Here is a 25,425-nt window from a genome sequence, read left to right as displayed (position 1 = left end):
CGGGCCCTACCTCGCAGGTAATGGACAGCGAGAAGTCGGCGACGGACGATGCTGGGATGACCATGACGAGACCGGCCGTTGGGGTGATGCTGCGGGACTGGCGTCGTCGGCGCCGACTCAGCCAGCTGGAGCTCTCCATCCGGGCCGACATCTCCACCCGACACCTCAGCTTCCTGGAGACTGGCCGGTCGTCGCCGAGTCGGGAGATGGTGTTGCAGCTGGCGGATCGGCTGGACCTGGCGTTGCGGGAGCGGAACCGGCTTTTGTTGGCCGCTGGGTTCGCGCCGGTCTATTCGGAGAACGCGCTGGACGCTCCGCCCATGACCGTCATCCGCTCTGCTATTCGGCAGGTGCTCGACGGGCACGAACCGTACCCTGCCGTCGTCGTGGACCGGGGTTGGAACCTGGTGGCGGCCAACGAGAGCCTGTCGGTGCTCACCGAACTGGTGGCACCCGAGCTACTCATGCCGCCGGCGAATGTCCTCCGGGCGAGCCTGCATCCGGCTGGGTTGGCCCCACACATCGTGAACCTGGGTGAGTGGCGGTGGCACCTGCTGCACCGGCTGAGCCGGCAGGTGGAGTTCAGTGGCGACCCCGATCTGGCCGACCTTGAGGAGGAGCTGCGGGGCTACCCCGGCGGTGAGGCTCATGTCGTCGGCCCGATGGCCAACGACATCGTGGTGCCGGTGCGACTGCGCCGAGACGGCCGAGTGCTCAACCTCTTCACCACGGTGGCAACCTTTGGTACGCCATTGGACGTAACCCTCTCCGAGCTGTCGATCGAGTCGTTCTATCCCGCCGACGAGGAGACCGCGCGAGAACTGAGAAGCCGGCGCTGTGCCCCGCGCGGCGGTCGCTCCCGCTGAAAAGGGTTCACTACCTTGCAGGTAATCGACAGGGTGTTATTGGGCTGGCACTGTCGAGTCATGAAGAGCGTGCTGCCGGCGGTAGCGGCGGGCGTGCTCTCCTCCGGTGGCTCTAGCCACCCGATGTCGACAGGAGTGTATCGATGCCTGATTTTACCGTCGCGCAGGCCGCCGATCTCTTCCGTGCCCGGCCAGAACGCCTCATTGATGTGGGTCAAGGTCGGGTTGCGGTCCGCAGTGTTGGGGCAGGGCCAGACGTGCTCTTCGTGCACGGATGGCCGGTCAGCGGGGCAACGTTCCGTAGCCTGCTTCCCTTTTTCGTTCCGCGCTTTCGATGCCACGTTATTGATCTCGTTGGGGCCGGCGACAGCCAATTCGACCGGACCGCTCGCATTGATGTCGCCACGCACGCGGCGGCGGTACGGCGCGTGCTGGACCACCTTGCCCTGGAGGATGTGGCGGTTGTTGGCCACGACAGCGGTGGGCTCATCGCGCGATGGGCCCTGGCGGGGGATCCTCGCGTCCGTTCCTGGGGTCTGATCGACACCGAGCAGCCGCAGGGGGCCCACTGGCGCCTCTCGCTGCTGTTCGCCACCCGGCACCTACCCGGATTCGAGCGTCTACTCACGGTGGCGTTGAACAATCGGCTACTGCGGCGAAACCGGTTCGTTCTCGGCGACGCCTTCCAGGACCGAAAACTGCTGGACGGAGATTTCGCGGAGTTTTTCCTGCGGCCCCTCAGGGAGAGCGCTGATCTGCGCTGGGCATTCGGCCAGTTCCCCCGGAACTTCGACTTCTCGGCTTTCGACGCTCTCGCTGGCCTGCATTCCCGCATCACCGTTCCCGTCCAGCTGGTGTGGGGCGCCGACGACCCCTACTTCCCGGTGGCCTGGACCCGCGCGATGATGTCCGATTTCCGGGGTGACGTTCGCCTGCACGAGGTGCGGCGGGGCAAACTCTTCGTCCACGAGGAGTTCGCCGAAGAAGTCGCCGCCGCGCTGACGCCCACGCTGGCCGCGCCCCGCCCCCCGGTCCGGGCCCAGCGCGGGTAGCCAGCGGCACCGACGTGACCGGCGGCGGGTGCGGCTGGGGGAAGCTTCCCGCCGCCGGCCACGAGTCAACCGGAGTCAGGCCGAGGTCAGCTCGTCGGGAAGTTGTCGGGGGTGCTGATCCGGCTGCGGAGGAGATTGCCGGAGGCGGTCAGGTTCGATGTCCCGGAGAAGTTGCCGTTGTTGCAGGTTCCGGGGTTGAACGCTCCGCTGCCCTCGTTGGCGTCGGAGTAGGTCCAGTTCGCGTAGCCGATCTTCAGCTGGTCGAGCAGGTTGATCCAGGCGTTGGTGCTGCCCACGTCGACCCCACCGTCACCGGTGTAGTCGACGGTGCCGAACTCGGTGACGAACAGCGGGAGTGTCGCCGCCGCACGCTGCACCTCGGTGCGGTAGAAGTCCTGGTGGGACGCGGCGTAGAAGTGGAACGCGTACATGATGTTGCTGGCGTTGACCGGATTGTTGATGACCTCGTCGGCGTTGGATCCCTCGGAGACGCCGAGCGAGGACCAGCCACGGGTGCCGACGATGATCACGGCGTCCGGATCGTTGGCCCGGATCACCGGGATGACCTGCTCGGCGTAGCTCTTGATGGTGCCCCAGCCAACCCCGTTGGGCTCGTTGGCGATCTCGTAGATGACGTTCTTCTTGTCGGCGTTGCGAGAAGCGACGGCGGCGAAGAAGGTCTTCGCCCGATCGAGGTTGTACATCGGGTCGCCCGGCGTCAGCGTGTGGAAGTCGATCATCGCGTAGAGGCCGCGCTCCTCGGCCTCGTCCACGAGCTCGTTGACCCGGTTGGTGAACCACGGCGGGTTGGTCTCGTAGCCCCCCTCCTGCACGTACATGGCGATCCGGAACAGGTCAGCCCGCCACTCGTCGGCCAGCACGTCGAGCGAGGCGTCGTTGTAGCAGTTGTTGAACCACTGCAGGCCGTGGGTGCTCATGCCGCGTAGCTGGATCGGCTGGTGGTACTGGTTGCACAGGTTCACACCGCAGACGTACAGCTGGCCGTTGATCGCCAACGGGGTCTGGTCGTCGCCCGGGGGTGGGGGCGTGCTGCCGCCGTCGACCGTCCAGACCTGGTTGGGTTGGGTGCCGCCACCGCCGAAGCAGTCCCAGATCTGGAGCCGGGTGCCGTTGCCGGTGCCCTGCTCCACCGCGTCAAGGCACTTGCCCGACTGCGGATTGGTGATGGTGCCGTCGCCGTTGACCTGCCAGCTCTGGGCTCCGGTGCCGTTGCAGGTGTAGAGCTGCAGCCGGGCGCCGTTGGCGGTGGACCCGCCGGAGACGTCCAGGCACTTGCCGGTCTGTGGGTTGACGAAGGTGTTGCCGGTACGGCTCCAGAGCTGGTTCCAGTTTGTGGTGCAGTCCCAGAGCTGGATCGGGGTGCTGTCGGCGGTGCCGAGGTCCAGGATGTCCAGGCATCGTCCGCTGGCCTGGCCGACGATCGTGCCGCCGTCACCCGGCGGCGGTGGGGGTGGGGGGCTCGTTCCGACGTTCACCTCGGCGGAGAAGTTGTTGACGGCCAGCCCGACGCCGCCGTTCCATGGCTCGAAGCCCGCCTGCAGGCTGGTCAGGTACCAGTCGTTGGTGACCTGGGTCCGCGCCACGACGTCGTCGATGAAGTCCTTGACGTTGAACGACCAGCTGTTGATGGTCGCCGGTGCGAGGTAGGAGACGACGTCGTTGCCGCCGTTGTTGCCCTGCCAGACCTCCCAGTTACGTCCCCCCACCGTGGTGTTGCCGACCGGGCCGCCGATCGGCTGGATCGAGCCCTGCCGGTGGAACCAGATCATGATCTCCATCTGGCTCACTCCGTCGGTCTTCGGAGTCGGATCCATCCAGATGTCGTAGGTGGCGTTGTAGGTGCCGCCCGCGTACCCGTAGCTGATTGCGGACGGGACGCTGCTGACCTGGCTGAGCTGCGCCGGCAGGTTGGTTCCGGGCGAGCAGTTCTGGTAGTGGCAGCCGAGCACCACCGACGGGTAGGAGAGCGGCGGCCCGGAGGTGGAGGTGGATCCCTGCTGTGAGGTGATCCGGAAGCCGTTGTCGGTGGTGTCGATGCACTGCTCGGCGGCGCTGCCCCAACGGTTGTTCTGGACGATGTACGTGTCCTGGATGGTGGTGGTGCCGTACTGCTCGCAGATCGTCGCGGCTTGGGCCGGCGCTGCGGCGACCAGCGCGGCGGTGGCAGCGACCGCCAGTACGGTCAGCGCCTGGAACAGGCGTCTCATGCCTTACCTCCTTGTCTCGGTGTGCCCTGGGAGCGCTCCAACCAACGGCACATACCGATGTAACCATGCCGCTTCGAGATCGAGAAGAGTTGATGAAAACTTGTTTCAGGCAAGTGTCGTGCGGGTCTGGCCGTGATCAACTCTGATCTGTTCCGGTCACCGGACTTCTGCCATGATGTCCGGGCGAAGCGCGCGAACTCGCGCGACGGGGGTGGAGGCATGACGGTGAGATCGCGCCGATGACCATGGTGGTTGAGGCTCGGCAGGTGACGGTCCGGTACGGCTCGACGCTGGTTCTGGACCGGATCGACCTCCAGGTTCCCGAGGGCGGCGCCGTCGCACTGGTCGGCGAGAACGGCGCCGGAAAGTCCACTCTGCTGCGATGCGTCACCGGCCTGCAGGAGCCGACCGCCGGTGACGTCTCCGTCTTCGCGGCGGTGCCGGGCCGCGGTGCGGAGTTCTGGCGAGAGGTCGCCACCACAGTGGAGTCGCCGAGCTGGTACCAGGGCCTGACCGTGCGGGAACATCTCGACCTGGTCCGGGTGGTCAACGGCGGCGACCCCGACGACGGACACATCGCCGAGCTCTGCGTCACCCTCGGCCTGGCCGGGCTCTCCGACAGCCTGCCCAGCACCCTCTCCTCCGGGCAGCGGCAGCGCTTCCTGCTCGCCGCGACCCTCGTGCGGCCCAGCCGGCTCCTCGTCCTGGACGAGCCCGAGCAACGCCTCGACACCCGGATCAAGGGTGCGGTCGCCGCCCACCTGCGCTCGTACGTGGCGGCCGGCGGCACGCTCGTCATGGCCAGCCACGACGACGGGTTCCGGGTCGGCGTCGGCGCCGACGAGGTCGTACTCATCCGGCCGGAGGCGGAGTGACCCCGGTCGCGGCCCCGGTCCGGCCGGCGGCCCCGGCCACGGTTCCTGCCCGCCGTTGGGTACGCCGCCGCCGGATCGCCGCCGAAGGCCGCGTCGATATCAGCGCTGTCTACGTCGTTACGCTCACGGTTCTGATGGCCGTCGCGCTGGTCGGGGAGCCGGTGGTGCGGGTGGTCTGGCCATCGGAGCCGCTCGGTGCCCCGGCGGTGACCCCGTTCGTCGGAGCGGTGGCGGTCCTCGCCGCCTTCTTCGTCGTGCTGCGCCAGGTCGGCCCGCTCTCGGTCAGCCGCAGCGACGCCACCTGGCTGCTGCTCGCGCCGATACCCCGGCGTACCCTGCTCGCGCCGGCGCTCGCCCTCACCACCGTCGCCGCGCTCGTCGTCGGCGCTGCCACCGGGATCGCGGTGGCCGGGCGCATCGTCGCCCGCCCGGCCGATCCCCTGGCGCTGTGGGCCGGCGCCACCATCGGCGCGGCTGCCGCGGTTTTCGTGGCGTTGCTCGCCATCGCCGGCCAGCCCCGGCCTGCCGCGGCCCGCCTCGCGGACGGCGGCGGCGTCGCGGTCGGCGCGGGTAGCCTCGTCGTGGCCGCCGCGCTGAGCGCCACCGGCGGGTACGGCCTGCCCGCCCTGCCGACACCACCCGTGGTGCTGCTTGTCGCCGGTGCCGCCGCCCTGGTCACGGGGCTGTTCCTGGTCGGGTGGACGTTGCGGGCGGTGGAGAGTTGGCCCGCCGCGCCGATCGCCGAGGCGTCGATCAACGCGGGCGCGTACGCCGATGTCGCGTACGCGGTCGAACCCTCCTACCTGGCCGAGATGAGTGCCCGCCGGTTCTGGCGCAGCCGGACCCGGGTTCGGACGACGCGGCTGCTGCCGACCCGCCGGTTCTCTCCGCTGATCGCCCAGGATCTGATCATTCTGCGCCGGAAGGCGCCGCGGCTCTGGTGGCCGGTTGGCGCGGTAGCCGTCCCGGTCTACCTCGCCGAGGGTCCGGTCTGGCTGCTGATCGGCGTGGTCCTGATCGGCGCGCTGGGTGCCGCCGGCTTCACCGGGGAGTCCACGCACAGTGACGCCGCGAATCCGGCGCTGCTGCGGCTGCTCGGGGTCACGGGCCGTCACGTGACCGCCGCGCGACTCGTGGTGCCCGCCGCCATCGCTGGTGGCTGGCTCGCGATCACCCTGGCCGCGTTGCAGGGCCTCGGGGCGCTCACCGGGCCGTGGTGGGCGCTCGGTCTGCTGGCGGGGCCGGCCGTGGCGGCGGGCGCCTACCAGCGGGCGAAGGCGAGTGCCGCCTCGCTCGGCACCATCCTGATCGACACGCCGGTCGGGGCGTTTCCGGCCGGAATGCTGCTCTGGCTGGTCAACGGGGTTGATGTTCTCGCCGTGCTGACCCTGCCGGTCTCGGTCGGCCTGGTGCTGCTGCCGGCGCCGGAGGTGCTCGGTTGGCCGTGGCTGCCCGCGCAGGCGGCCAGTTCGGTGCTGGGGTGCGCGCTGCTGGTGCGGCTATCCGCCCGCACCGCTGGTTCACTCTGACCGCATCACCGGTTCGCGCCGACCCCACCACCGGGACGGGCGGGGAGCGGCGGAGTCCGGCTGACTCGGAGTTACTCCTGATCCGATCAGCCGGACTCCTGGCCGGTCAGCGGTGGCTGAACTTGCGGTCGATGTAGACGAGCGCGTCGCCGACGGGGCGCTCCGCGCTGCCGCTTGGCTGATTGACCAAGGCGCCCTCGACGGACATCGTGGTGGATCCGCCGCCATCCAGGTTGACCGCGTTGTGCATGCCGAGCGCGGCGGCGACCGTGGCGGTCTCGGTCATGGTGGTACCCACGCTGGTGGTCTGTCGACCGTCGATGGTCACCAGCATGATTTTGCCGTCGAGAGTGGTTCCGGCGATGGTGCGCGGGTGGCGCGCGAAGAAGCCGTCCGAGTCGGTGGGCGCGACGACCTGCCCGTCCTTCATCAGCCGGTAGCGGCCGTTCACCGCGAACGTCCCGGGGCGCAGCGGAACCTTCTTACCCGCCTCGTCGCGCAGGGAACTGGAGTGCTTCACGCAGCCCTGCGCCACGGCGAGCAGATCCGCCGTTTCCCGCCCGGTCGCCTGGAGGGAGGTCTGGTCCGGGGTGAGAGCCGTGCCGCGGGTGGTCGTGGTCCGGACCACGCAGCCCTTGTCGTCGAGGACGACCTCGACGCCCGGCCCGGACGGCGTGCTGGCGGCGAACTCCGGCGTGAATCGCACCGTGTCGCCGGAGTCGGCGCACTGGGTCGGGTCGGGAAGCTCGGTGCAGGCGTCCGGGACAACCGGCGGGTGGTTGAGGTACTCCAGCGGCAGGCTGACCTTGGTCTGGGCGTTGCGGACGCTACCGGTCCACTGCAGCTGGCCCATGAGCACCTTGTGGTTCTTGGCGTCCAGGACCAGTGCCACCTCCGCGGCGTCATCGGTGGGCTCGCTGAGCAGCTGCCCGCCGTACACCCCGAGGCCGACGGGGTCGCCGGGATACTCGGCGCTGGCGGTGAAGGTGAAGAAGGAGGCGTTGACTCCGGCCAGCGCGTCCGACTCGCGGACGAGGTCGGTGGTCTTTTCGACTCCGGCCAGGTCGGATCCGTAGGTGGCGGCGAGGTGTCCCCGGCTCCGCCGGGGGTCGATCGTCAGGACATTGACCACCCACGGGCCACGGGGGGTGTCGCCGATCTGGTCGATCGGCGCCGGCTCGGTGCCACGGACGATCCGGGTCAGCGTTACGCCCCGGGCGAGCGTCTCGCTGCTGCGACTCTCCACCAGGTCGGAGTCGCCGATGGGCAGGGTGGACTCCTCGGCCGAAACCGGCGTGGGGGTGGCGGTGAGGCCAAGCAGGGCCGCCCCGAGCAGGGCTGTCGCCACAGTGGCCGGACGGCGGCGCGGGTGTGGAAAACGGTCTCTCATCGATGCCATCACTACATGTTGTACCGCTCGGAGGAACTCGCAAGAGCGTGGGTACGAAAGGTGCGCTAATACCTGGTTAGCGGTGGGTGGTGGGTGAGCGGGGCCAGCAGGGCTGTTCCGGGTGTCGTCGGCGTCGGGCAGCGCTGCCACCCTCGGCTGCGGGTCACGGTGAGTGAACACTGGGGCTGTCGGCGGTGGTACTTCCACCCGCGCCACCCACTCGGTCTGACAAATAGCTACGGGCTGCTAAATTGCTGAAATTGCCTGAAGTGGGCGTATGGTTATGTTTCCGATTCTTGCTGCTTAATCGGGGGCAGTGGCATTCTTGGCCTGTTTTCCGTGGGCGATCGGATGACTGAATTGGCGACGATCGGTCAACCCGGGCCAACCGAATAGGGCGGTATAGTCTCCGGCTAACTTGTGGCTGTACTCCCGTGGAGGTGCCGATGGAAGAATCCGAGGATCCGCGCCCTTACCACGTCGTGATGAACGACGAAGAGCAGTACTCGATCTGGCCAGACGGGTCGGAGCTTCCGGCCGGATGGCGCATGGTGGGCTTCAGCGGCGATCGCGCCAGCTGTCTGGCACACATCGAGGAGGTCTGGACCGACCTGCGCCCGCGTGGGCTACGGGAGTGGCTGAAGGCCCAGGGCTGACCCGCGCCGCACCGGGCTACCGCCGCGGGCGCACCGGGAGACCGGGGGCGCCCGCGGCTGTTTTCTGCGACCCGCGATCACTTTTTGGCCGGCCGCTACTCCTATGTGACGGGGCTGGAAGATGGTTGCCATTGTCCCGAAAATGGCCGGATCGCCCGCCGACTTCGGCTAGCCGTTGAGCGACTCAGGTCAGGCTTGTCGGTTGGTTGACAGGTCTTGAATATTGCTCGTAGTTTCTTTTCATCTCCGGTCCATGAGTGCCGCTCAACGCGGGGCCGGGGAATTTGTAGTCCTCCGTTCCACTGTTCTGTAGCTGTCTTTCGGTGTTGCGACGCGAAGGAGTGCACAGTGTGGGCAGGGCCCCTGCACGCCGCCAATGACCCGGACCCGACACCCACCACCGCGGTCGGCGGCACCGTGCCGGACCTCGTGGCCGCCGCGGCGCGGCGACAGCCGGACTCGGTCGCGGTGGTCGGTGGCGACGGGGAGACACTCACCTACCGTGAGCTGACTGCGCGGTCCGACACCCTGGCCCACCGGCTCGTCGCCGGGGGCGTCCGTCCGGATGAGCCGGTGGCGGTGGCCCTCCCCCGCTCGGTGGAACTCGTCGTCACCCTGCTCGCCGTACTCAAGGCCGGCGGTGCGTATTTGCCTCTTGATCCGGCCGACCCGCCAGCGCGGATCCGGCAGTTGCTCACCGTTGCCGGGGACCCACCGGTGCTGGCCACCGCCGAGGTGCCGGGTGCCGGTCGACTGTTCCGCCTGGACCAGCCCAGCCCCGCCGCGTCAACCGGCCCGGCTTCGTCAACCAGCGCCGGGCCGCGGCGCCTGCACCCCGCCAGCCTCGCCTACGTCAACTTCACCTCCGGCTCCACCGGCCCGCCGAAGGGGGTCGCCGTTGCGCACGCCGCCGTGGTTCGCCTGGTCCGCCAGCCTGGCTACCTGCGCCTGGGACCCACCGAGACGGTCCTTCAACTCGCTCCGGTCGCGTTCGACGCGGCGACCCTGGAGATCTGGGGTGCGCTCTCCAGCGGGGCCCGGCTGGTGCTGGCCCCACCCGGTGCGCTGGAGCTCACCGACCTGGCGCGGCTGCTGCGCCGGGAACGGATCACGGTCCTTTGGCTGACCGCCGGGCTCTTTCACCAACTGGTGGAGTTCGACCCGGACTGCCTCGCCGGGGTCGGGCAGCTCCTCGCGGGCGGGGATGTGCTCGCTCCGGAGGCGGTCCGCCGGGCACTGCGAGCGCGCGACGGGGCGGTCCTGATCAACGGGTACGGGCCAACGGAGAACACCACCTTCACCTGCGTGCACCCGATGACCGACCCGGAGGCCGTACCGGACCCGGTGCCGATTGGCCGGCCGGTACCCGGGAGCACCGTGTACGTTCTCGATCCGGCGGGGCGGCAGGTGCCCGTCGGTGTTCCTGGAGAGCTGTACACCGGCGGTGCCGGGGTCGCCCGGGGCTACCTCGGGCGCCCGGGGGCCACGGCGGCGGCATTCCTGCCCGACCCGTTCGACCCCTGCCCGGGGGCCCGGATGTACCGCACCGGGGACCGGGTCCGCTGGCGGCCGGACGGCACCCTCGACTTTCTCGGCCGAATCGACGAGCAGGTGAAGATCCGCGGGTTCCGGGTCGAGCCGGGCGAGGTTGCGGCGGCGCTGCGGGCTCACCCCGCCGTGGGGGACGCCGCTGTCCTGGTGGACGGGGAGGGGGAACGGCGCCGGTTGCTGGCGTATCTGACGCCCTGTCCCGGCAAGCCGGCCCCGACCTCCCAGGAACTGGCCGAGTACGCGGCCGACCGGCTCCCGGTCCACCTCCGACCGGGGGCCTACCTGGTCCTTCCCACGCTGCCCCTGACCCGCAGCGGCAAGATCGACCGGGGGGCGCTGCCCCGACCGGAGCCGCCCGCGGCTCGGCGCGGCACCGAAGTGACCGATCCGGTCCAGGTACGCCTGGCGGCGCTCTGGGCGGAACTCCTCGGCAGCAGCCCCGCCGCCGACGACGACTTCTTCACGCTGGGCGGTAACTCGCTGCTCGCCACCCGGCTGACCTTCGTCGTCGCCGACCGGTTCGGGGTGCACCTGCCGGTCCGCGTCGTCTATGAAAACCCGACCCTCGCCCGGCTGGCCAGCATCCTCGGCGAGTACGTCGGGGCGCAGCCGGCCGACACCGGAGTCCGTCGACTGGCGGATGGACCGACGGCGACGCGGCCCGGCACGGGAACGAGCACCGGGTCCCACCTCGTGCCGGCGTCGCTCGGCCAGCGCCGATTGTGGATGCTCGATCAGCTGACGCCGGGGGCGGCGACGTACCACATCGCCTGGGCGGTCGGGCTGACCGGCCCGCTCGACGTGGCCGCGTTGGAGTCGACGCTGAGCTGGCTCGTTGGCCGGCACGAAACCCTCCGGACGCACTTCACCTCGGTCGACGGGGAGCCAGCACAGCTGGTCGTGCCCGCCGCACCGGTCCGGCTGTCGGTGGTGGACGCCCACTCCGATGCGGCCGGGCGGGAGTTGGTGGACGCGGCAGCCCGGGAGCCCTTCGACCTGGCGACCGGCCCGTTGGCCCGGTTCGGGCTCGTCCGACGCAGCCCCGGGAAGCATGTTCTCACCATCGTGGTGCACCACAGTCTCGCCGATGGTTGGTCGTTCGACATCCTCTTCCGCGAGCTGGCCGCCGGGTACGCGGCGGCGGTCGCCGGTGTCCGGGCTGACCTGCCCGCCCCACAGGTGCGGTACGCGGACTTCGCGGTCTGGCAGCGGGAGCAGGCCAACCACGGCGCCTTCGCGGCCGACATCGACTTCTGGCACGCGGAGCTGGCCGGCGCCCCGACCCTGCTCGACCTCCCCGCCGACCGGACCACCGCACCGGTCCGCTCGACGACGCCGGCGTCACCATCCTCATCGCCCGGTCCGGCTGAGCAGTCCGATGCCGGCGGCGAGGTGGTCTTCGACGTCCCCGACGAGTTGACCGCCCGGTTGCGGGCGAGCCGGGACGGCACCCTGTTCACCCGGCTCCTGGCCGGCTTCCAGACCCTCCTGCACCGGCTCACCGGGGCCGACGACCTGCTGGTAGCGGTCCCGGTGGCCGGGCGCACCCGGCCGGAGACCCGGAACGTGGTGGGCTTCTTCGCCAATACCCTCGCCCTGCGGGCCCGCTTCACCGATCGGTCCGACTTCACCGACCTCCTCGCCCAGGCCCGCGCCGCGAGCATCGCCGCACAGACGCGGCAGGACGTGCCCTTCGACCGGATCGTGGAGCGACTCGCCCCGACCCGCAGCCTCGCCCACAGCCCGCTGGTGCAGGTGATGTTCGCCCTCGACGAGCCACCGCCGGAGGCCACGGTGGCGGGGCTGCGGATCGCCCCCCGGCTCTGGGAGAACGGCACGGTCAAGTTCGACCTGACCCTCACCGTGGAGGACCGCCCCGAAGGGCTGCGCGGCCGCCTCACCTACCGCACTGAACGCTATGAGGCGAACCGGATCCGCGGCCTCGCCCAGCGGTATCTGACCCTGCTCGCCGCCGCCCTCGACCGGCCCGGCACGCCCGTCCGCGAGCTACCCCTGCTCGACCCGGTCGAACGGGCACAGCTGCTGCGGGAGGGCAACGACACCGAACTGCCCCTGCCCGACGTGGCCAGCGTCGGTGACCTACTTGACCGGTTCGCGCCGGCCGACCCGGACGCGGTCGCGGTTACCGGCCCGGATGGCGCCCTGCGCCACCGGGACCTCGCCACTCGCGTCAATCGCCTCGCCCATCTGCTTCGTGCCCACGGCGTCGGGCCGGACGTCCCGGTCGGGCTCTGTCTTGGCCGGCACACCGACCTGGTGGCCGCGCTCCTCGCTGTCTGGCGGGCCGGCGGAGGGTACCTGCCGCTCGACCCGGCACTGCCCGTCGGCCGGCTGGCCACCATGCTGGCCGACGCGGCCCCGCCGGTGCTGCTTACCGACCCCGCCGGGACACCCCTGATCAGCGATGCCATCGCCGCTGCCGGCACCACCCCGGTGGTGCTCCGGGTTGACCAGCTCGACCCGGACCTGCCGACCGACCCGCCACCGGTCGTCGGCCACCCGGACGGCCTCGCCTACCTGCTCTACACCTCCGGCTCCACCGGTGCGCCCAAGGGCGTCGTGGTCACGCACCGTTCGGTGATCAACCATTTGGTCGGCTGTCACCGCCTGCTCGGGCTCACCGCCGACGACCGGGTCGCGGCGATCACCACCCCGGCCTTCGACATCTCCCTGGTGGAGCTGGTGCTGCCGCTGTTGGCCGGGGCGCGCGTCGAGATTCTCGACGCGGCGACCGCCCAGGACGCCACCCTGCTACGGGCGGCCTGCCGACAGCGAGGTGTCACCGTCGTCCAGGCCACCCCGGCGACCTGGCGGATGCTGGTCGCCGCAGCCGGCGTACCCGCCGGGGTGCGGCTGCGGATCAGCGGTGGCGAGGCGCTGGCCCGTGACCTGGCCGACGTGTTGCGCGCCGACGGTGCCCGGGTCATCAACGGGTACGGACCGTCGGAGACCACCGTCTACTCCGCGGCGGGGTTGGTGGGGGAAGCCGGCCCGGTCGACCTGGGGCGCCCCCTCGCCAACACCCGGATCCAGCTGCTCGACCCCGCCGGTCAGCCCGTCCCGGACGGTGTGGTCGGTGAGATCCATATTGGTGGCACCGGAGTGGCGCGTGGGTACCACGGTGATCCGGTTCGCACCGCGGCCCGGTTTCGCCCCGACCCGTTCAGCCCGAGCCCCGGCGGGCGGCTCTACGCCACCGGCGACCTGGCCCGTCGGCTGCCGAACGGGCGTCTCGCCTACCACGGCCGTGCCGACCAGCAGGTCAAGGTGCGGGGATTCCGGATCGAACTCGGCGAGATCGAGTCAGCGTTGCGGGACCAGCCCGGCATCCGGGATGCCGTGGTGACCACCTGGGGTGGGGACGACGACGTCCGGCTCGCCGCGTACGCGGTCACCGAGCCCGTCGCCGTTGACCCGGCGGTGGTCTGGCCGGTGCTCCGGGCCGGTCTGGCCCGGCGGCTACCGGCGTACATGGTGCCGGCCACTCTGGTTCTGCTCGATGCGCTGCCCCGCACCGCGAGCGGCAAACTGGACCGGCGGGCGTTGCCCGAGCCGACCTGGCGGGAGACCACCGGTAGCGGCCCAACCGCCCCCCGTACCCCGGTCGAGGCGCAGCTCACCACGCTCTGGCAGGACGTGCTCGGCCGCCCGGAGGTCGGCGTGCACGACAACTTCTTCGCCCTGGGTGGCCATTCGCTCACCGCAACCCGGCTGATCGCCCGCATCCGCACCAGCTTCGGCGTCGAGCTGGCGCTGCGGAGTCTCTTCGCCGCGCCCACCGTCGCCGAACTCGCGGTCCAGCTCGCCGCGGCGGGTGCCCCCGGCGAACCGCACCGGATCGGTCCTGCTGACGCCAGCCGGCAGCACCTGCTCACCTCGCTCGACGATCTCTCCGACCGTGAGGTTGACGAGCTCCTGGAAAGTCTGATCGCCGAGGAGGGCGTATGAACAGGCGTAGAGAACGTGTGGTCGTCGTCGGGGCCGGCCTGGCCGGTTCGCTCGCCGCGCTGTACCTCGCCCGGCAGGGCAACGAGGTGGACGTGTTCGAGCGACGCCCGGACCCCCGTTCCGCGCTGGCCCGGCCGGAGGGTCGGTCGATCAACCTGGGGCTCTCCGCCCGGGGCATGCGGGCGCTGGACGGGGCGGGGCTCCTCGCCGACGTGCTCAAGCACAGCGTGCCGATGCGCGAGCGGGTGGTGCACTCGCCGGACGGCGGGGTGCGCGCCCAGCCGTACGGGGTGCGCGAGCACGAGATCCTCCACTCGGTACTCCGGGAGGAGCTGATCTCACTGGTGGTGACCGCCGCCGAGGCCGAACCGGAGGTGCGGTTCCACTTCGACCACCTCCTGGCCGGCCTCGACCGGGAGACCGGCACCGTGCACGTCGCGCCCACCACCGGTGGCGAGCCGAGAACAGTCACCGCGGACCTGATTGTCGGTGCCGACGGGGCGTTCTCCACCGTCCGGCAGCAGCTGCAGCACGGGCTGCGTGCCAACCACGCCCAGGAGTTCCTGCCCTGGGGATACCAGGAGCTGACCATCCCGGCCGGTGTCGACGGCCAGCCCCGGGTGCGACTGGAGGCGCTGCACGTCTGGCCCGGTCACGAGGCGATGATGGTGGCGCACCCCAACCGGGACGCCTCGCTGACCTGCACGCTCTTCATGGCGTACGAGGGCCCGGTGAGCTTCGCCGCCCTCGACACCCCGACGGCGATCCGGGACTTCTTCCGCCAGCGTTTTCCCGACGCGGAGGAGCTGATGCCGGACCTGGTCCGGGAGATCGCCGAGCACCCGGTCGGGCACCTGGTCACCGTCCGGACCGCCCCCTGGCGGTACGCGGACCGGGTGGTGCTGATCGGTGATGCCGCCCATGCTGTCTACCCGTTCTACGGCCAGGGCATGAACTCGGCTTTCGAGGACTGCGTGGTCCTCGATGAATGTCTCACCGCCCACCCTGACCGGGCCACCGCGCTGGCCGCCTACGAGGCGGCCCGGAAGCCGCACACCGATGTGCTCGCGGACCTGTCCACCACCAACTTCGAGGACCTGCGGGATCGGGTGCACCGGTTCGACTACCGCGCCGTCGCTGCCGCCGACCGGCTGCTCGCCCGGCTGTTTCCGCAACGCTGGGTGCCGCTGTACGCGATGGTCGCGCACACCACCATCCCGTACGGCGACGCGCTGGCCCGCGCCAACCGTCAGGACCGTATCCTGCGCCGGACCGGCGTCGGGCTCGCCCTGGCCGCCGGTCTTGCCGCCACCGCCGCCGCCCGACGCGTCGGCCGCCGGCGCCGCGCGACCCGGCGGTGAGGGCGGTGCTGAGGGCTCCGATGAACCCCGACCAGATTCTGCTCACCGAGTCCGACCTGGATGCCGATTCGCTGCACCCGCTGTTGGCCGGGGTGGTTGACCAGGTGCGGGCCGTGGTGGCCTGGGCCCGGGAGTACCTCTGTGCACCCCATCCGGAGCTGGGCCGTAAGGGCCCGGTCTGTCCGTACGCCCAGGGCTCTCTGGACCGGAGCATCTTCTACCTGGCCGTGCGTCGTGGGGAGACCGTCAACGAGGCCGAGCTGGACGAGGTGCTGGCGGTCTACCGGGACTGGTTTCACCAGCTGGACCCGCTCACCGGACCGTCCGCCCAGTTCAAGACGATCCTGCTGACGCTACCGGACCTGCCCGGCGATGTTGCCCGACAGATCGTGGATCGGACCCAGCTGCGGCTCAAACCGGACTACACCGACCAGGGGCTGATGCTCGGTGAGTTCCACGACGGACCGCCAGCCAAGGGCGGCCTGTGGAACCCGGACTTCCGGCCGCTGCGGAGCCCCGTTCCGATGCTGGTGGTCCGGTACATGGTCGCCAGTGATCTGCCGTTCCTCGCCGACGACCCGGTGACCCTCGCCAGCTACCTGCGGTACTTCGGGCGCGGCGGTCCGGCGTCGCTGCGTGGGCAGGTCCAGGCGGCCGCCCAACGGTACGGCCTGCCGATGCCCGAACCCAGCACCAACGTCGGCATCCTGCACCCGAACACGAACCAGGGGGTTCAATGACGACCGCCGACTCCACCGCACCCGGCAGCGGCGGCAAGCGTGCCCTGCTGGCCCGCCTGATCGCCGAGCGGGCCCAGGCGCCCCGCAGCTACCCGGTTTCCTTCGGCCAACAGCGGCTGTGGTTCCTGGACCGACTCACCGGGGGCATCCCGGCCTACAACATCCCGGTCGCCTTCCGGGTACACGGGCCACTGGACGTCGCGGCGCTGCGTACCGCACTGACCACGCTCGTCCACCGGCATCCCGCGCTGCGCACCACGTTCAGTGAATCCGGCGGCGAACCAGTGCAGGTGGTGCAGCCGACCGCCGAGGTGGATCTCACTGAGACAGACCTGACCGGGCTGCCGGCAGAGCAGCGTGAGGTCGAGGCCACCACGCTTGTCCGAGCGCACTCCGGGCGGCCGTTCGACCTGGCCGCGGGTCCGCTGTTGCGGGTGACGGTGATCCGGACCGCCCCGGATCGGCACCGCGTGGCGTTCTGCGTGCACCACATCGTTTTCGATGCCTGGTCGACCGGGGTGCTCTTCCAGGAGTTGGAGACCGCGTACGCGGCGGTGCTGGCGGGTACCCCGGCCAACCTGCCCGACCTGCCCACCCAGTACGTCGATTTCACCGTCTGGCAGCGGGAGCAGCTCGCCGGTGACGCGCTGCGCCAACAGCTCGACTACTGGGTTACGCACCTGCGTGGGGCGCCGGCCCTGCTCAGCCTCCCCACGGACCGGCCCCGCCCGGCCAATCGCTCGTATCGGGGTGCCTGCCACTACGTCACTGTGCCGGCGGAGGCCGTTCGACGGGTCGAAGAGTTCAACCGGGGGGCGGGGGTCACCATGTTCATGACCCTGCTCGCCGTGTTCCAGGCGGTGTTGTCCCGGCACAGCGGGCAGGACGACATCGTGATCGGCGCACCGGTCGCCGGTCGGGAGCATCTCGACCTGGAGCGGCTGGTCGGCTTCTTCGTCAACACGCTTGCCCTGCGGGTGTCGTCCGCTGGCTCCCCGTCGCTACGGCAACTCGTCGACCGGGTACGGGAGGTCACCCTCACCGGTCTCGGCAACGCCGAGGTGCCGTTCGAGAAGGTGGTTGAGGAGCTGCAGCCGGCACGCAGCCTGGCCCACGCGCCGATCTTCCAGGCCCAGCTGATCCTGCAGAACGCGCCGAAGAACGCCTTTCAGCTGGCCGGCTGCACGACGACCTCCCTGCGGGTCGACAGCGGCACCGCCAAGTTCGACCTCACCCTCGCCGGTGAGCTGACCGCCGAGGGCGTCCTGCGGTTGGCCTTCGAGTACGACACCGAACTGTTCGATGCCGGCACGGTCGACCGGCTGGCCCGGCACCTGTGCACTCTGCTGGACGCGGCGGTCGCCGAGCCGGATCGTCCCCTGACCCGGATTCCGCTGCTGCGCGGAGTGGAGCGATGGCGTGCCGTGGTCGAGTGGAATCAGACCGACCGGGGCGCCCTGCCGGTCGACACCCTCCTGGACCTGCTCCCCACCGAACCCGCCGAGTCCGGCGCTCCCCCTGCCGTCACCGGTCCGGACGGGTACGTGGACCGGGCCGGGCTGCACCGGCGGGCCGGACAGATCGCCCGGCGACTGCTCGCCGCCGGCGTCGCCCCGGACACCCCGGTCGGCATCTGCCTGGATCGCGGGGTCGACCTGGTCGCCGCGGTGCTCGGCGTGTGGCGGGCCGGGGCCGGTTACCTGCCGCTCGACCCCGCCCTGCCCCCGGAGCGGCTCCGCCACCTGCTCGCGGACTCCGGGGCCCGGGTCGTGCTGACCCACCGGTCGGTCGCCGCGCGGCTCGACCCGGTGCTGGCGGGCGCGGTGCCGGTGCTGCTCGACGATGTCACCGACGCTCCCGGCCCAGCTGAGCCACTTCCGGTGGTCCCGGCGCACCCGGACGGACTGGCATACCTGATCTACACCTCGGGTTCGACCGGTCGACCGAAAGGGGTGGCGGTCCCGCACCGCAGCGTGACCAACCTCGTTGCCTCCTTCCACGACGACCTGGACCTGACGTCGGCGGACCGGTTCGCCGCGGTCACCACCCTGTCGTTCGACATCTCGGTGCTGGAACTGCTGGTACCGCTGCTGTTGGACGTCCCGCTGCTGGTCGTGGGCGCCGATGAGGTCGCCGACGGGCCGGCCCTGCGGCGTCGGCTCGTCGAAGCGGGCATCACTGCCATGCAGGCCACCCCGGCGACCTGGCGACTGCTGCTGGCGTCCGGCGGGGTGCCGCCGACGCTGCGGCTGCGCCTCTGCGGCGGGGAGGCCCTGCCCCGGGATCTCGCCGACGCCCTTCAGGCCGACGGCGGGACACTGTGGAACTGCTACGGGCCCACCGAGACCACCGTCTGGTCCGCGGCGGCCCCCGTGGCGCCGGCCCCGGCCGCGGTGGACCTCGGTGCACCGATTGCCAACACCCGGATCTACCTGCTGGACGAGGCGTACCAGCCGGTGCCGGTGGGCGTGGTGGGAGAAATTCACATCGGTGGGTCCGGTGTGGTCCGTGGATACCACGGCCGACCCAAACTGACCGCCGATCGGTTCGTCCCCGACCCGTTCGCCGACCACCCTGGCGCCCGGCTCTACGCCACCGGTGACCTGGCCCGGCAGCGGGCCGACGGCCGGCTGGAGTTCCTTGGCCGCACCGACCACCAGGTCAAGGTGCGCGGGTTCCGGATCGAGCTGGGTGAGATCGAGGCCCTGCTCCGGGGCCACGACCTGGTCGCGGAGGCGGTGGTCGGCACCTGGGCCGGCGGGGACGGCGACACCCGCCTGGTGGCGTACGCCGTGCCGGCGTACGGCGTTGCCCCGGACTCCCTGGCCGACCAGGTCCGTTCCGACCTGGCCGGCCGGCTGCCGGACTACATGCTTCCCGCGGCCCTGGTGCCGATGACCACCTTGCCGCTCAACGCCAACGGCAAGGTCGACCGGACGGCCCTGCCCAGCCCCACCTGGACCGACCCGCGGGTGGAGCGGGTCGCCCCCCGCGACCCCCTGGAGCAGTTGCTCGCCGGGATCTGGCAGGAGGTACTGCACGTCGAGCGGGTCGGTGTCCACGACGACTTCTTCCGCCTCGGCGGTCATTCCCTCCTCGGCGCGCAGGCGTTGAGTCGGATCGGCGCCGCGCTGGAGACGGAGGTGCCGATCCGGATCCTCTTCGAGGCGCCGACGATCGACGCGATGGCTTGCGCGCTGCGCTCCACCGAGGAGACCGCCGGCCAGACCGACGCCGTCGCCGCCCTTCGGATGGAGGTGGCCGACCTCTCCGACGAGGAGCTACGGGCCCTGCTGGGCGGCCCGGAATGAGCACCTCCGGGCCGGACCGCGAACAGCTGATCCGGGAACTGATGGCCCGCCGGGGACTGACCCGCCGAGCGCAGCCGGTCGGGATTACCCCTCGGGACCCCGGTGCCAGGGTGCCGCTGTCCCCGATGCAGGAGGGCATGTGGTTCCTCGACCAACTCCAGCCCGGCAGCGCGGCGTACGTGCTGAGCCGGGCGGTGCAGCTCACCGGCCGGTTGGACCCCGTCGCGCTGCAGTCCGCGCTCGACGAGGTCGTCGCCGCGCACGACGCCCTCCGGACCAGGTTCGTGCCGCGGGACGGGGAGGTGGAGCAGGTCGTCCTGCCCGCCACCGACCCGGCAGCCCGGTGTCAGCTCGTCGTGGAGGACCTGACCACGGTGGCGCCCGACGCCTGGGACGCCGCCGCGACCGCCGTCGCCAGCCGGGAGAGTGAAACGCCGTTCGACCTGGGCCGGGCACCCCTGCTGCGGGTACGGCTGGGGCGGCTGGACCGGGACGAGCACCTGCTGGTGGTGGCCCTGCACCACATCATCGCCGACGAGCGGTCCCTCGACATCGTGCTCGCCGGGCTCCTCGACGGCCACCACCGCCGGCGCACCGGGGTGGTCGCCTCGACCGCTCCACCGGCCACACACTTCCCGGACCACGTGCTCTGGCAGCGGGATTGGTTGGCCAGCGCCGCCGCGGACCGGGTGCGCGAGTTCTGGACCGACCGGCTGGCCGGCTGCTCCGGCGTGCTCGACCTGCCAACCGACCGGCCGCGACCGGCCGCGCTGACCTTCGCCGGCCGTACCCACGGCTTCGCCTTCACCGATGACCTGATCGCGGCGCTTGACGGCCTGGCACAGCGGACCGGCTGCACCCGTTTCATGATCCTGCTCGCCGGTCTGCAGGTACTGCTGGCCCGCCTCACCGGCACCGACGACGTCTGCGTGGCCGCCCCGGTGACGTTGCGCGCCACCCCCGAGCAGCAGCAGCTGGTCGGCCTGCTCGTCAACAGCCTGCCGCTGCGCACCGACCTGTCCGGGGACCCGACGCTGGCCGAGGCGCTGGCCCGGGTCCGGCGTACCTGTGTGGAAGCCCTGGCGCACGCCGAGTTGCCCTTCGAGCGGATCATCGAGACCGTGCGGCTGCCCCGCGACCCGAGCCGCAACCCACTGTTCCAGGTGATGCTGGTCCTGAACCAGGTCAGTGCCGGCCCCCGGGCGGGTCTCGCCGTGCGCCCGGTGCCGGTGCTGCGGGAGACCGCCCGGATGGAGTTCACCGTGGCGGTGTACGAGTCGCCGGCCGGCCTCAGCGCCCGGGTCGACTACAACACCGACCTCTTTGACCAGGTGACCATCGCCCGGTTCGTCGACCGGTTCCGGTCCGTGTTGTGGGCGTTGGCCACCCGGCCGCAACTGCCGCTCTCCGCGCTGGAGTTGGTCGGCCCCGCCGAGCGACGTGACCTGGCTTCCTGGAACAACACCGACCGGGCGTACCCGGATGGGTTGGGGCTGCACGAGTTGGTCAGCGCACGGGCGGCGGCCGACCCGGACGCGCCCGCCCTGCTGGACATCAGCCCGGGCGAGCCGGACCGGCCGGCCCTGACCTACGGCCGGCTGGACGCCGACGCGGACCGGCTCGCCGCGCACCTGCGCCGCTGTGGGGTCCGTCCCGACCAGCCGGTGGGGCTCGCGTTGGCCGCCGGCCGGGCCGCCGTCACCGGCATCCTGGCGATCCTCAAGGCCGGCGCCGGCTATCTTCCGGTGGACCCCAGCCACCCCCCGGCCCGGCTGCGTGCCCTGCTCACCGCCGCCGGCGCCCCGGTCTGCCTGGCCGAGGCCGAGCTCGCCGCCACCCTGGCCGCCGGGCCGGACCCGCACGACGACCCGCCGTACGGCGGTACCGTGCTCGCTGTCGGTCCGGATGGCCAACCGGCCGACGCGGGCCCGGCCGGGAAGCCGCCAGCTGCTGCTCCCCGACCGGTCCACCCGGACCAGCTCGCCTACGTCATCCACACCTCCGGCTCCAGCGGCGTCCCGAAGGGGGTGATGGTCAGCCACCGCACCGCCGTCAACCTGGCCCTGGCCTTCGTCGACGTGCACCGCATCGGTCCCGGTGACCGGCTGCTCATGCTGCCCCCACTGAGCTTCGACGCCTCCGTCGGTGACCTCTTCCCGGCCCTGGTCAGCGGGGCCCTGATCGTGGTGCACCGGCAGCCGGCCGCGATCACCGGCCCGGGCCTGGTCGAGCTGTGCCGGGCACACGGGCTCACCCTGGTCGACACCGCCGCGCCGCTCTGGGCCCGCTGGGTCACCGACCTCGCCGCGCGACCCGGTGCGCTCGACGTCGGCGCGTTGCGGGCCATGATGGTCGGTGGGGAACCCGTGGACCTGGCGACGGTGCGCCGTTGGGCCCGGCTCACCGCTGGCCGGGTCACGCTGCACAACCACTACGGCCCGACCGAGGCGACCGTCTGCGCCACCACCCACTCCACCGTGGACGCCACCGAACTGCCCGGCCTGACCCGGCTGCCGATCGGCCGCCCGGTGCCCAACGTTCAGGTGCACGTCCTCGATCCCGATCTGCGGCCGGTGCCGATCGGCCTGGCCGGTGAGGTCTGGGTCGGTGGCACGGCACCCGCCCGCGGATACCTCGACAATCCCGGCGAAACCGCGGACCGCTTCGTCCCGAACCCGTACGGCCCCGCCGGGTCGCGGCTCTACCGCACCGGCGACCTCGCCCGGCACCGTGCCGACGGCAGCCTCGAATTCCTCGGCCGGACCGACCAGCAGGTCAAGATCCGAGGCCATCGGATTGAGCTCGGCGAGGTCGAGGCGGCCTGCGCCGCCCTGCCCGGGGTGCGCCGCACCGCGGTGGTCGCCGACCACGCCCCGGCCGGCCCCCGGCTCGTCGCCTACCTGGTCGGCGACGACGCGACCCCGGTTGGTCCCCAGGCCCGGATCGCGCTGCGCCGCCGGCTGCCGGAGTACCTCGTCCCCACCGCCGTCATCCGGGTACCCGACCTGCCCACCAACCGGCACGGCAAGCTCGACCTGGCCGCCCTGCCCCGACCGGAGGAGGTCGACCGGCCGGCGCACGATCCACCGAGCACCCCGACCGAGCAGACGCTCGCCGGCATCTGGGCCGAGCTGCTCGACACCGGCCCGGTGGGTCGGCACGACAACTTCTTCGACCTCGGTGGACACTCCCTGCTCGCGGCGAGTCTGGCGACCCGGATCCGGGCCGCGCTCGGGGTGGAGTTGCCACTACGGGCGCTCTTCTCCACCGCCGACCTCGCCGGCCTCGCCGCCGTTCTCGACGGCGCCGGGCCCACCCGGGACGACGACGTCGACCTGCTCCGTGCCGAGGCCCGGCTCCCCGCCGACCTGGCCGTACCGTCCGGGAGGTCGGCTGCGCCGGCACGGACGGTGCTCTGCACCGGGGCGACCGGCTTCCTCGGGGCGTACCTGCTGGCCGACTGGCTCGCCCACAGCTTTGCCACCGTGCACTGTCTGGTCCGGGCGGACACCCCGGCCGCCGCGTTCGATCGGGTCCGCGGCAACCTGCGCCGGTACGGCCTCTGGCGGCCGGAGTACGCCGCCCGCCTGATCGGTGTCCCCGGCGACCTCGGTGCACCCCGACTCGGCCTGAACGGCGCGGACTTCGCCGAGCTGGGCGAGGGTCTGGACGCGATCGTGCACAACGGCGGCGTGGTCAACTTCGTCGCGCCGTACGCGGCGCTGCGCCCGGCCAACGTCGGCGGCACCCGGGAGGTGCTCCGGCTGGCCAGCACCGGCCGCCCCAGCGCGGTGCACCTCATCTCCACCCTCGGGGTCTTCGTCACCCCGTCGCACCGCGGCACCCTGGTGCGGGAGGGCGACATCCCGGCCGACTGCGCCGGGCTCCCCGACGGCTACAACTCCAGCAAGTGGGTGGCCGACGCGTTGGTCCGGGCCGCCCGGGAGCGGGGGCTGCCGGTCAGCGTGCACCGGCCCGCCCGGATCACCGGGGACGCCGACAGCGGCCTCGGCAACACCGACGACTACTTCAGCCGGCTGCTGAAAACCTGCGTGCAGCTCGGCGCCGTACCGGAGATCGACGACCCCGCCGATCTCGCACCGGTCACCTACGTCGGCGCCGGCATCGGGCACCTGACCCGGGCGGGCGCGACGACGGACCACCACTACTACAACAACCAGACCATGTCGTACGCGGCCCTGGCCGCCGCGTTGGCCAGCTTCGGCTACCCGGTGACCTCGGTGCCGTACCCGCGTTGGCGGGCGGCGCTGCTGGAGCGGCCGGATGCCGCGCTGGCCGGGCTCGCCCCGCTCTTCGGGGTGGACACCCCGGTCCGGACGCAGCCGGACTTCGACTGCACCGGCACCGAGGCGACGCTCGCGGCGGCCGGGATCACCTGCCCGCCGGCCGACGAGCGGCTACTGCACACCTACCTGTCGGCGTTTGTGGCCGCCGGCTTCCTCACCGCGCCGCCCGGGAGGGCCCATGGCTGAGCGCACCGTGCCCACCGCTCGGTGGGCCGCGATCTGGCTCGGCCAGCTCGTCTCCCTGGTCGGTTCGAGCCTGACCGCGTTCGTCCTCGGGGTCTGGGTCTATCAGCGCACCGGTTCGGTCACCCAGTTCTCGCTGATCTTTCTTGCCGCCACCCTGCCGGCGGTCCTGTTCGCGCCGTTCGCCGGGGCGCTGGCCGACCGTCGGGACCGCCGCGGCCTGATGCTGGTCGCCGACACCGTGGCTGCCGCCGGGACGGCGGCACTCGCCGCGCTGGTCGTCGCCGACGCCCTCCAGGTCTGGCATATCTACCTGGGTACCGCGGTGAGCGCCACCGCGTCCACCGTGCATCAGGTCGCCTACCAGGCGATGACCCCGGCGTTGGTCGGTAAGCGACAGTTGGGCCGGTTCAACGGGCTGATGCAGATTTCCCGGGCGGTACAGATCGCCGCGCCCCTGATCGCCGGGGTGCTGGTGGTGACCGTCGGGATCGGCGGGGTGATGGCGATCGACCTGGGTACGTTCGTGGTCGCGGCCTCGACCCTGCTGTTGGTTCGGCTGCCCGCCGAGGTGACCCACCCGACCGGCTCCGGTCCCGCCGAGGCGGTGCTGCGGACAGCCGCCACCGGCTGGCGGTATCTGCGGCAACGGCCGAGCCTGCTTGCGCTCATGGTGGTCTTCGGCGCCTTCAACTTTCTCTTCGGCATCGCCGGGGTCCTGGTGCAGCCACTGATTCTCTCGTTCGCCACGGCGGACACCCTCGGCCTGCTGATGTCCGCGGGGGGCGCCGGTCTCTTCGCCGGCAGCCTGGTGATGGGGGTGTGGGGCGGGCCGACCCGTCGGGTCACCGCTGTCTGTGGTGGGCTCGCGCTCGGGGGAGTGGCCCTCGCGCTGCACGCGGCGGCTCCGTCCGCCTGGCTGATCGCGGTGGTGGCCCCGCTCTTCCTCTTCACCCTGCCGATCGTGAACAGCTCCACCATGACGCTGATCCAGACCAAGACCGAGCCCTCCGTGCTGGGCCGGGTGCTCGCCACCGCCCGGGTGATCGGTGACGCCAGTGTGCCGCTGGCGTACGTGTTGGCGGGGCCGATCGCCGATGGCCTCTTCGAGCCGCTGCTGCGCCCGGAGGGGGTGCTCGCCGACTCGGTCGGCCGGGTGATCGGCACCGGGGAGGGCCGCGGTATCGCGCTGCTCTTCGCGGTCACCGGGGTGGCGATGGTGCTCCTCGCCGCGTTCGCCTGGACCCGACCGGTGCTGCGCGGGGCCGACGATCTACCCGACGCCCTCCCCGACGACACCCCGGGTCCCGCCGGTCCCCCCGACGACACCCCGGATCCCGACGATCTTCCCGACGACACTCCGGGTCCCGGGACCGTCTCCGCCGACCGCCAACCCGCCACCTGAAG

The 25,425-nt window shown here is 71.4% G+C and carries 13 protein-coding genes; 11 read left to right on the top strand and 2 right to left on the bottom strand.

Annotation, left to right across the window (positions count from 1 at the left end):
- Positions 1 to 20 precede the first annotated feature (20 nt).
- Together H0524_RS06595 and H0524_RS06590 are read left to right on the top strand one after the other, a co-directional pair.
- Complete coding sequence (locus H0524_RS06595; protein ID WP_180197857.1) at positions 21 to 866, top strand: helix-turn-helix domain-containing protein; 846 nt, start codon at positions 21 to 23, stop codon at positions 864 to 866.
- A gap of 143 nt (positions 867 to 1,009) precedes the next feature.
- Entirely contained in the window at positions 1,010 to 1,918 is a 909-nt protein-coding gene (locus H0524_RS06590; RefSeq protein ID WP_180197856.1) for an alpha/beta fold hydrolase, read from the top strand.
- Between the two features lie 86 nt (positions 1,919 to 2,004).
- Here H0524_RS06590 and H0524_RS25575 read toward each other — a convergent pair whose 3' ends face one another.
- Positions 2,005 to 4,146, bottom strand: a complete 2,142-nt coding sequence (locus H0524_RS25575; RefSeq protein ID WP_180197855.1) for a cellulase family glycosylhydrolase — start codon at positions 4,144 to 4,146, stop codon at positions 2,005 to 2,007.
- Between the two features lie 239 nt (positions 4,147 to 4,385).
- Here H0524_RS25575 and H0524_RS06580 point away from each other — a divergent pair, with 239 nt between their 5' ends.
- Positions 4,386 to 5,021, top strand: coding sequence for an ABC transporter ATP-binding protein (locus H0524_RS06580; protein WP_180197854.1), 636 nt, complete (start codon positions 4,386 to 4,388; stop codon positions 5,019 to 5,021).
- Complete coding sequence (locus tag H0524_RS06575; RefSeq protein WP_180197853.1) at positions 5,018 to 6,550, top strand: DUF6297 family protein; 1,533 nt, start codon at positions 5,018 to 5,020, stop codon at positions 6,548 to 6,550. The genes H0524_RS06580 and H0524_RS06575 overlap by 4 nt, the downstream gene beginning before the upstream one ends.
- Positions 6,551 to 6,656: 106 nt before the next feature.
- Here H0524_RS06575 and H0524_RS06570 read toward each other — a convergent pair whose 3' ends face one another.
- On the bottom strand, positions 6,657 to 7,898 hold the full coding sequence (locus tag H0524_RS06570; RefSeq protein WP_180198053.1) for a phosphodiester glycosidase family protein: 1,242 nt from the start codon (positions 7,896 to 7,898) through the stop codon (positions 6,657 to 6,659).
- A 488-nt stretch (positions 7,899 to 8,386) separates the two neighbouring features.
- Between H0524_RS06570 and H0524_RS06565 the strand changes: the two genes are divergently transcribed.
- From H0524_RS06565 to H0524_RS06535, 7 genes are all read left to right on the top strand, one after another.
- Complete coding sequence (locus tag H0524_RS06565; RefSeq protein ID WP_026322977.1) at positions 8,387 to 8,596, top strand: MbtH family NRPS accessory protein; 210 nt, start codon at positions 8,387 to 8,389, stop codon at positions 8,594 to 8,596.
- 348 nt (positions 8,597 to 8,944) lie between these two features.
- Positions 8,945 to 14,116: a non-ribosomal peptide synthetase gene (locus H0524_RS06560; RefSeq protein WP_180197852.1), complete on the top strand. Its 5,172-nt coding sequence runs from the start codon at positions 8,945 to 8,947 to the stop codon at positions 14,114 to 14,116.
- Positions 14,113 to 15,477: an NAD(P)/FAD-dependent oxidoreductase gene (locus tag H0524_RS06555; protein ID WP_180197851.1), complete on the top strand. Its 1,365-nt coding sequence runs from the start codon at positions 14,113 to 14,115 to the stop codon at positions 15,475 to 15,477. The genes H0524_RS06560 and H0524_RS06555 overlap by 4 nt, the downstream gene beginning before the upstream one ends.
- A gap of 5 nt (positions 15,478 to 15,482) precedes the next feature.
- On the top strand, positions 15,483 to 16,217 hold the full coding sequence (locus tag H0524_RS06550) for a DUF6875 domain-containing protein (RefSeq protein ID WP_180197850.1): 735 nt from the start codon (positions 15,483 to 15,485) through the stop codon (positions 16,215 to 16,217).
- Complete coding sequence (locus tag H0524_RS06545) at positions 16,214 to 19,528, top strand: non-ribosomal peptide synthetase (protein WP_180197849.1); 3,315 nt, start codon at positions 16,214 to 16,216, stop codon at positions 19,526 to 19,528. The genes H0524_RS06550 and H0524_RS06545 overlap by 4 nt, the downstream gene beginning before the upstream one ends.
- The gene (locus H0524_RS06540; protein WP_180197848.1) at positions 19,525 to 24,021 is read left to right on the top strand and encodes a non-ribosomal peptide synthetase; all 4,497 of its coding nucleotides are present in this window, start codon (positions 19,525 to 19,527) and stop codon (positions 24,019 to 24,021) included. The genes H0524_RS06545 and H0524_RS06540 overlap by 4 nt, the downstream gene beginning before the upstream one ends.
- Positions 24,014 to 25,423, top strand: a complete 1,410-nt coding sequence (locus H0524_RS06535; RefSeq protein WP_180197847.1) for an MFS transporter — start codon at positions 24,014 to 24,016, stop codon at positions 25,421 to 25,423. Before H0524_RS06540 ends, H0524_RS06535 begins: the two co-directional genes overlap by 8 nt.
- Positions 25,424 to 25,425 lie beyond the last annotated feature (2 nt).

It is taken from the genome of Salinispora sp. H7-4, assembly GCF_013416675.1.
GTDB classification, from domain to species: domain Bacteria; phylum Actinomycetota; class Actinomycetes; order Mycobacteriales; family Micromonosporaceae; genus Micromonospora; species Micromonospora vitiensis.
Note: the sequence above shows the minus strand (reverse complement) of the source record. Positions and strands in the feature narration are given on the sequence as shown.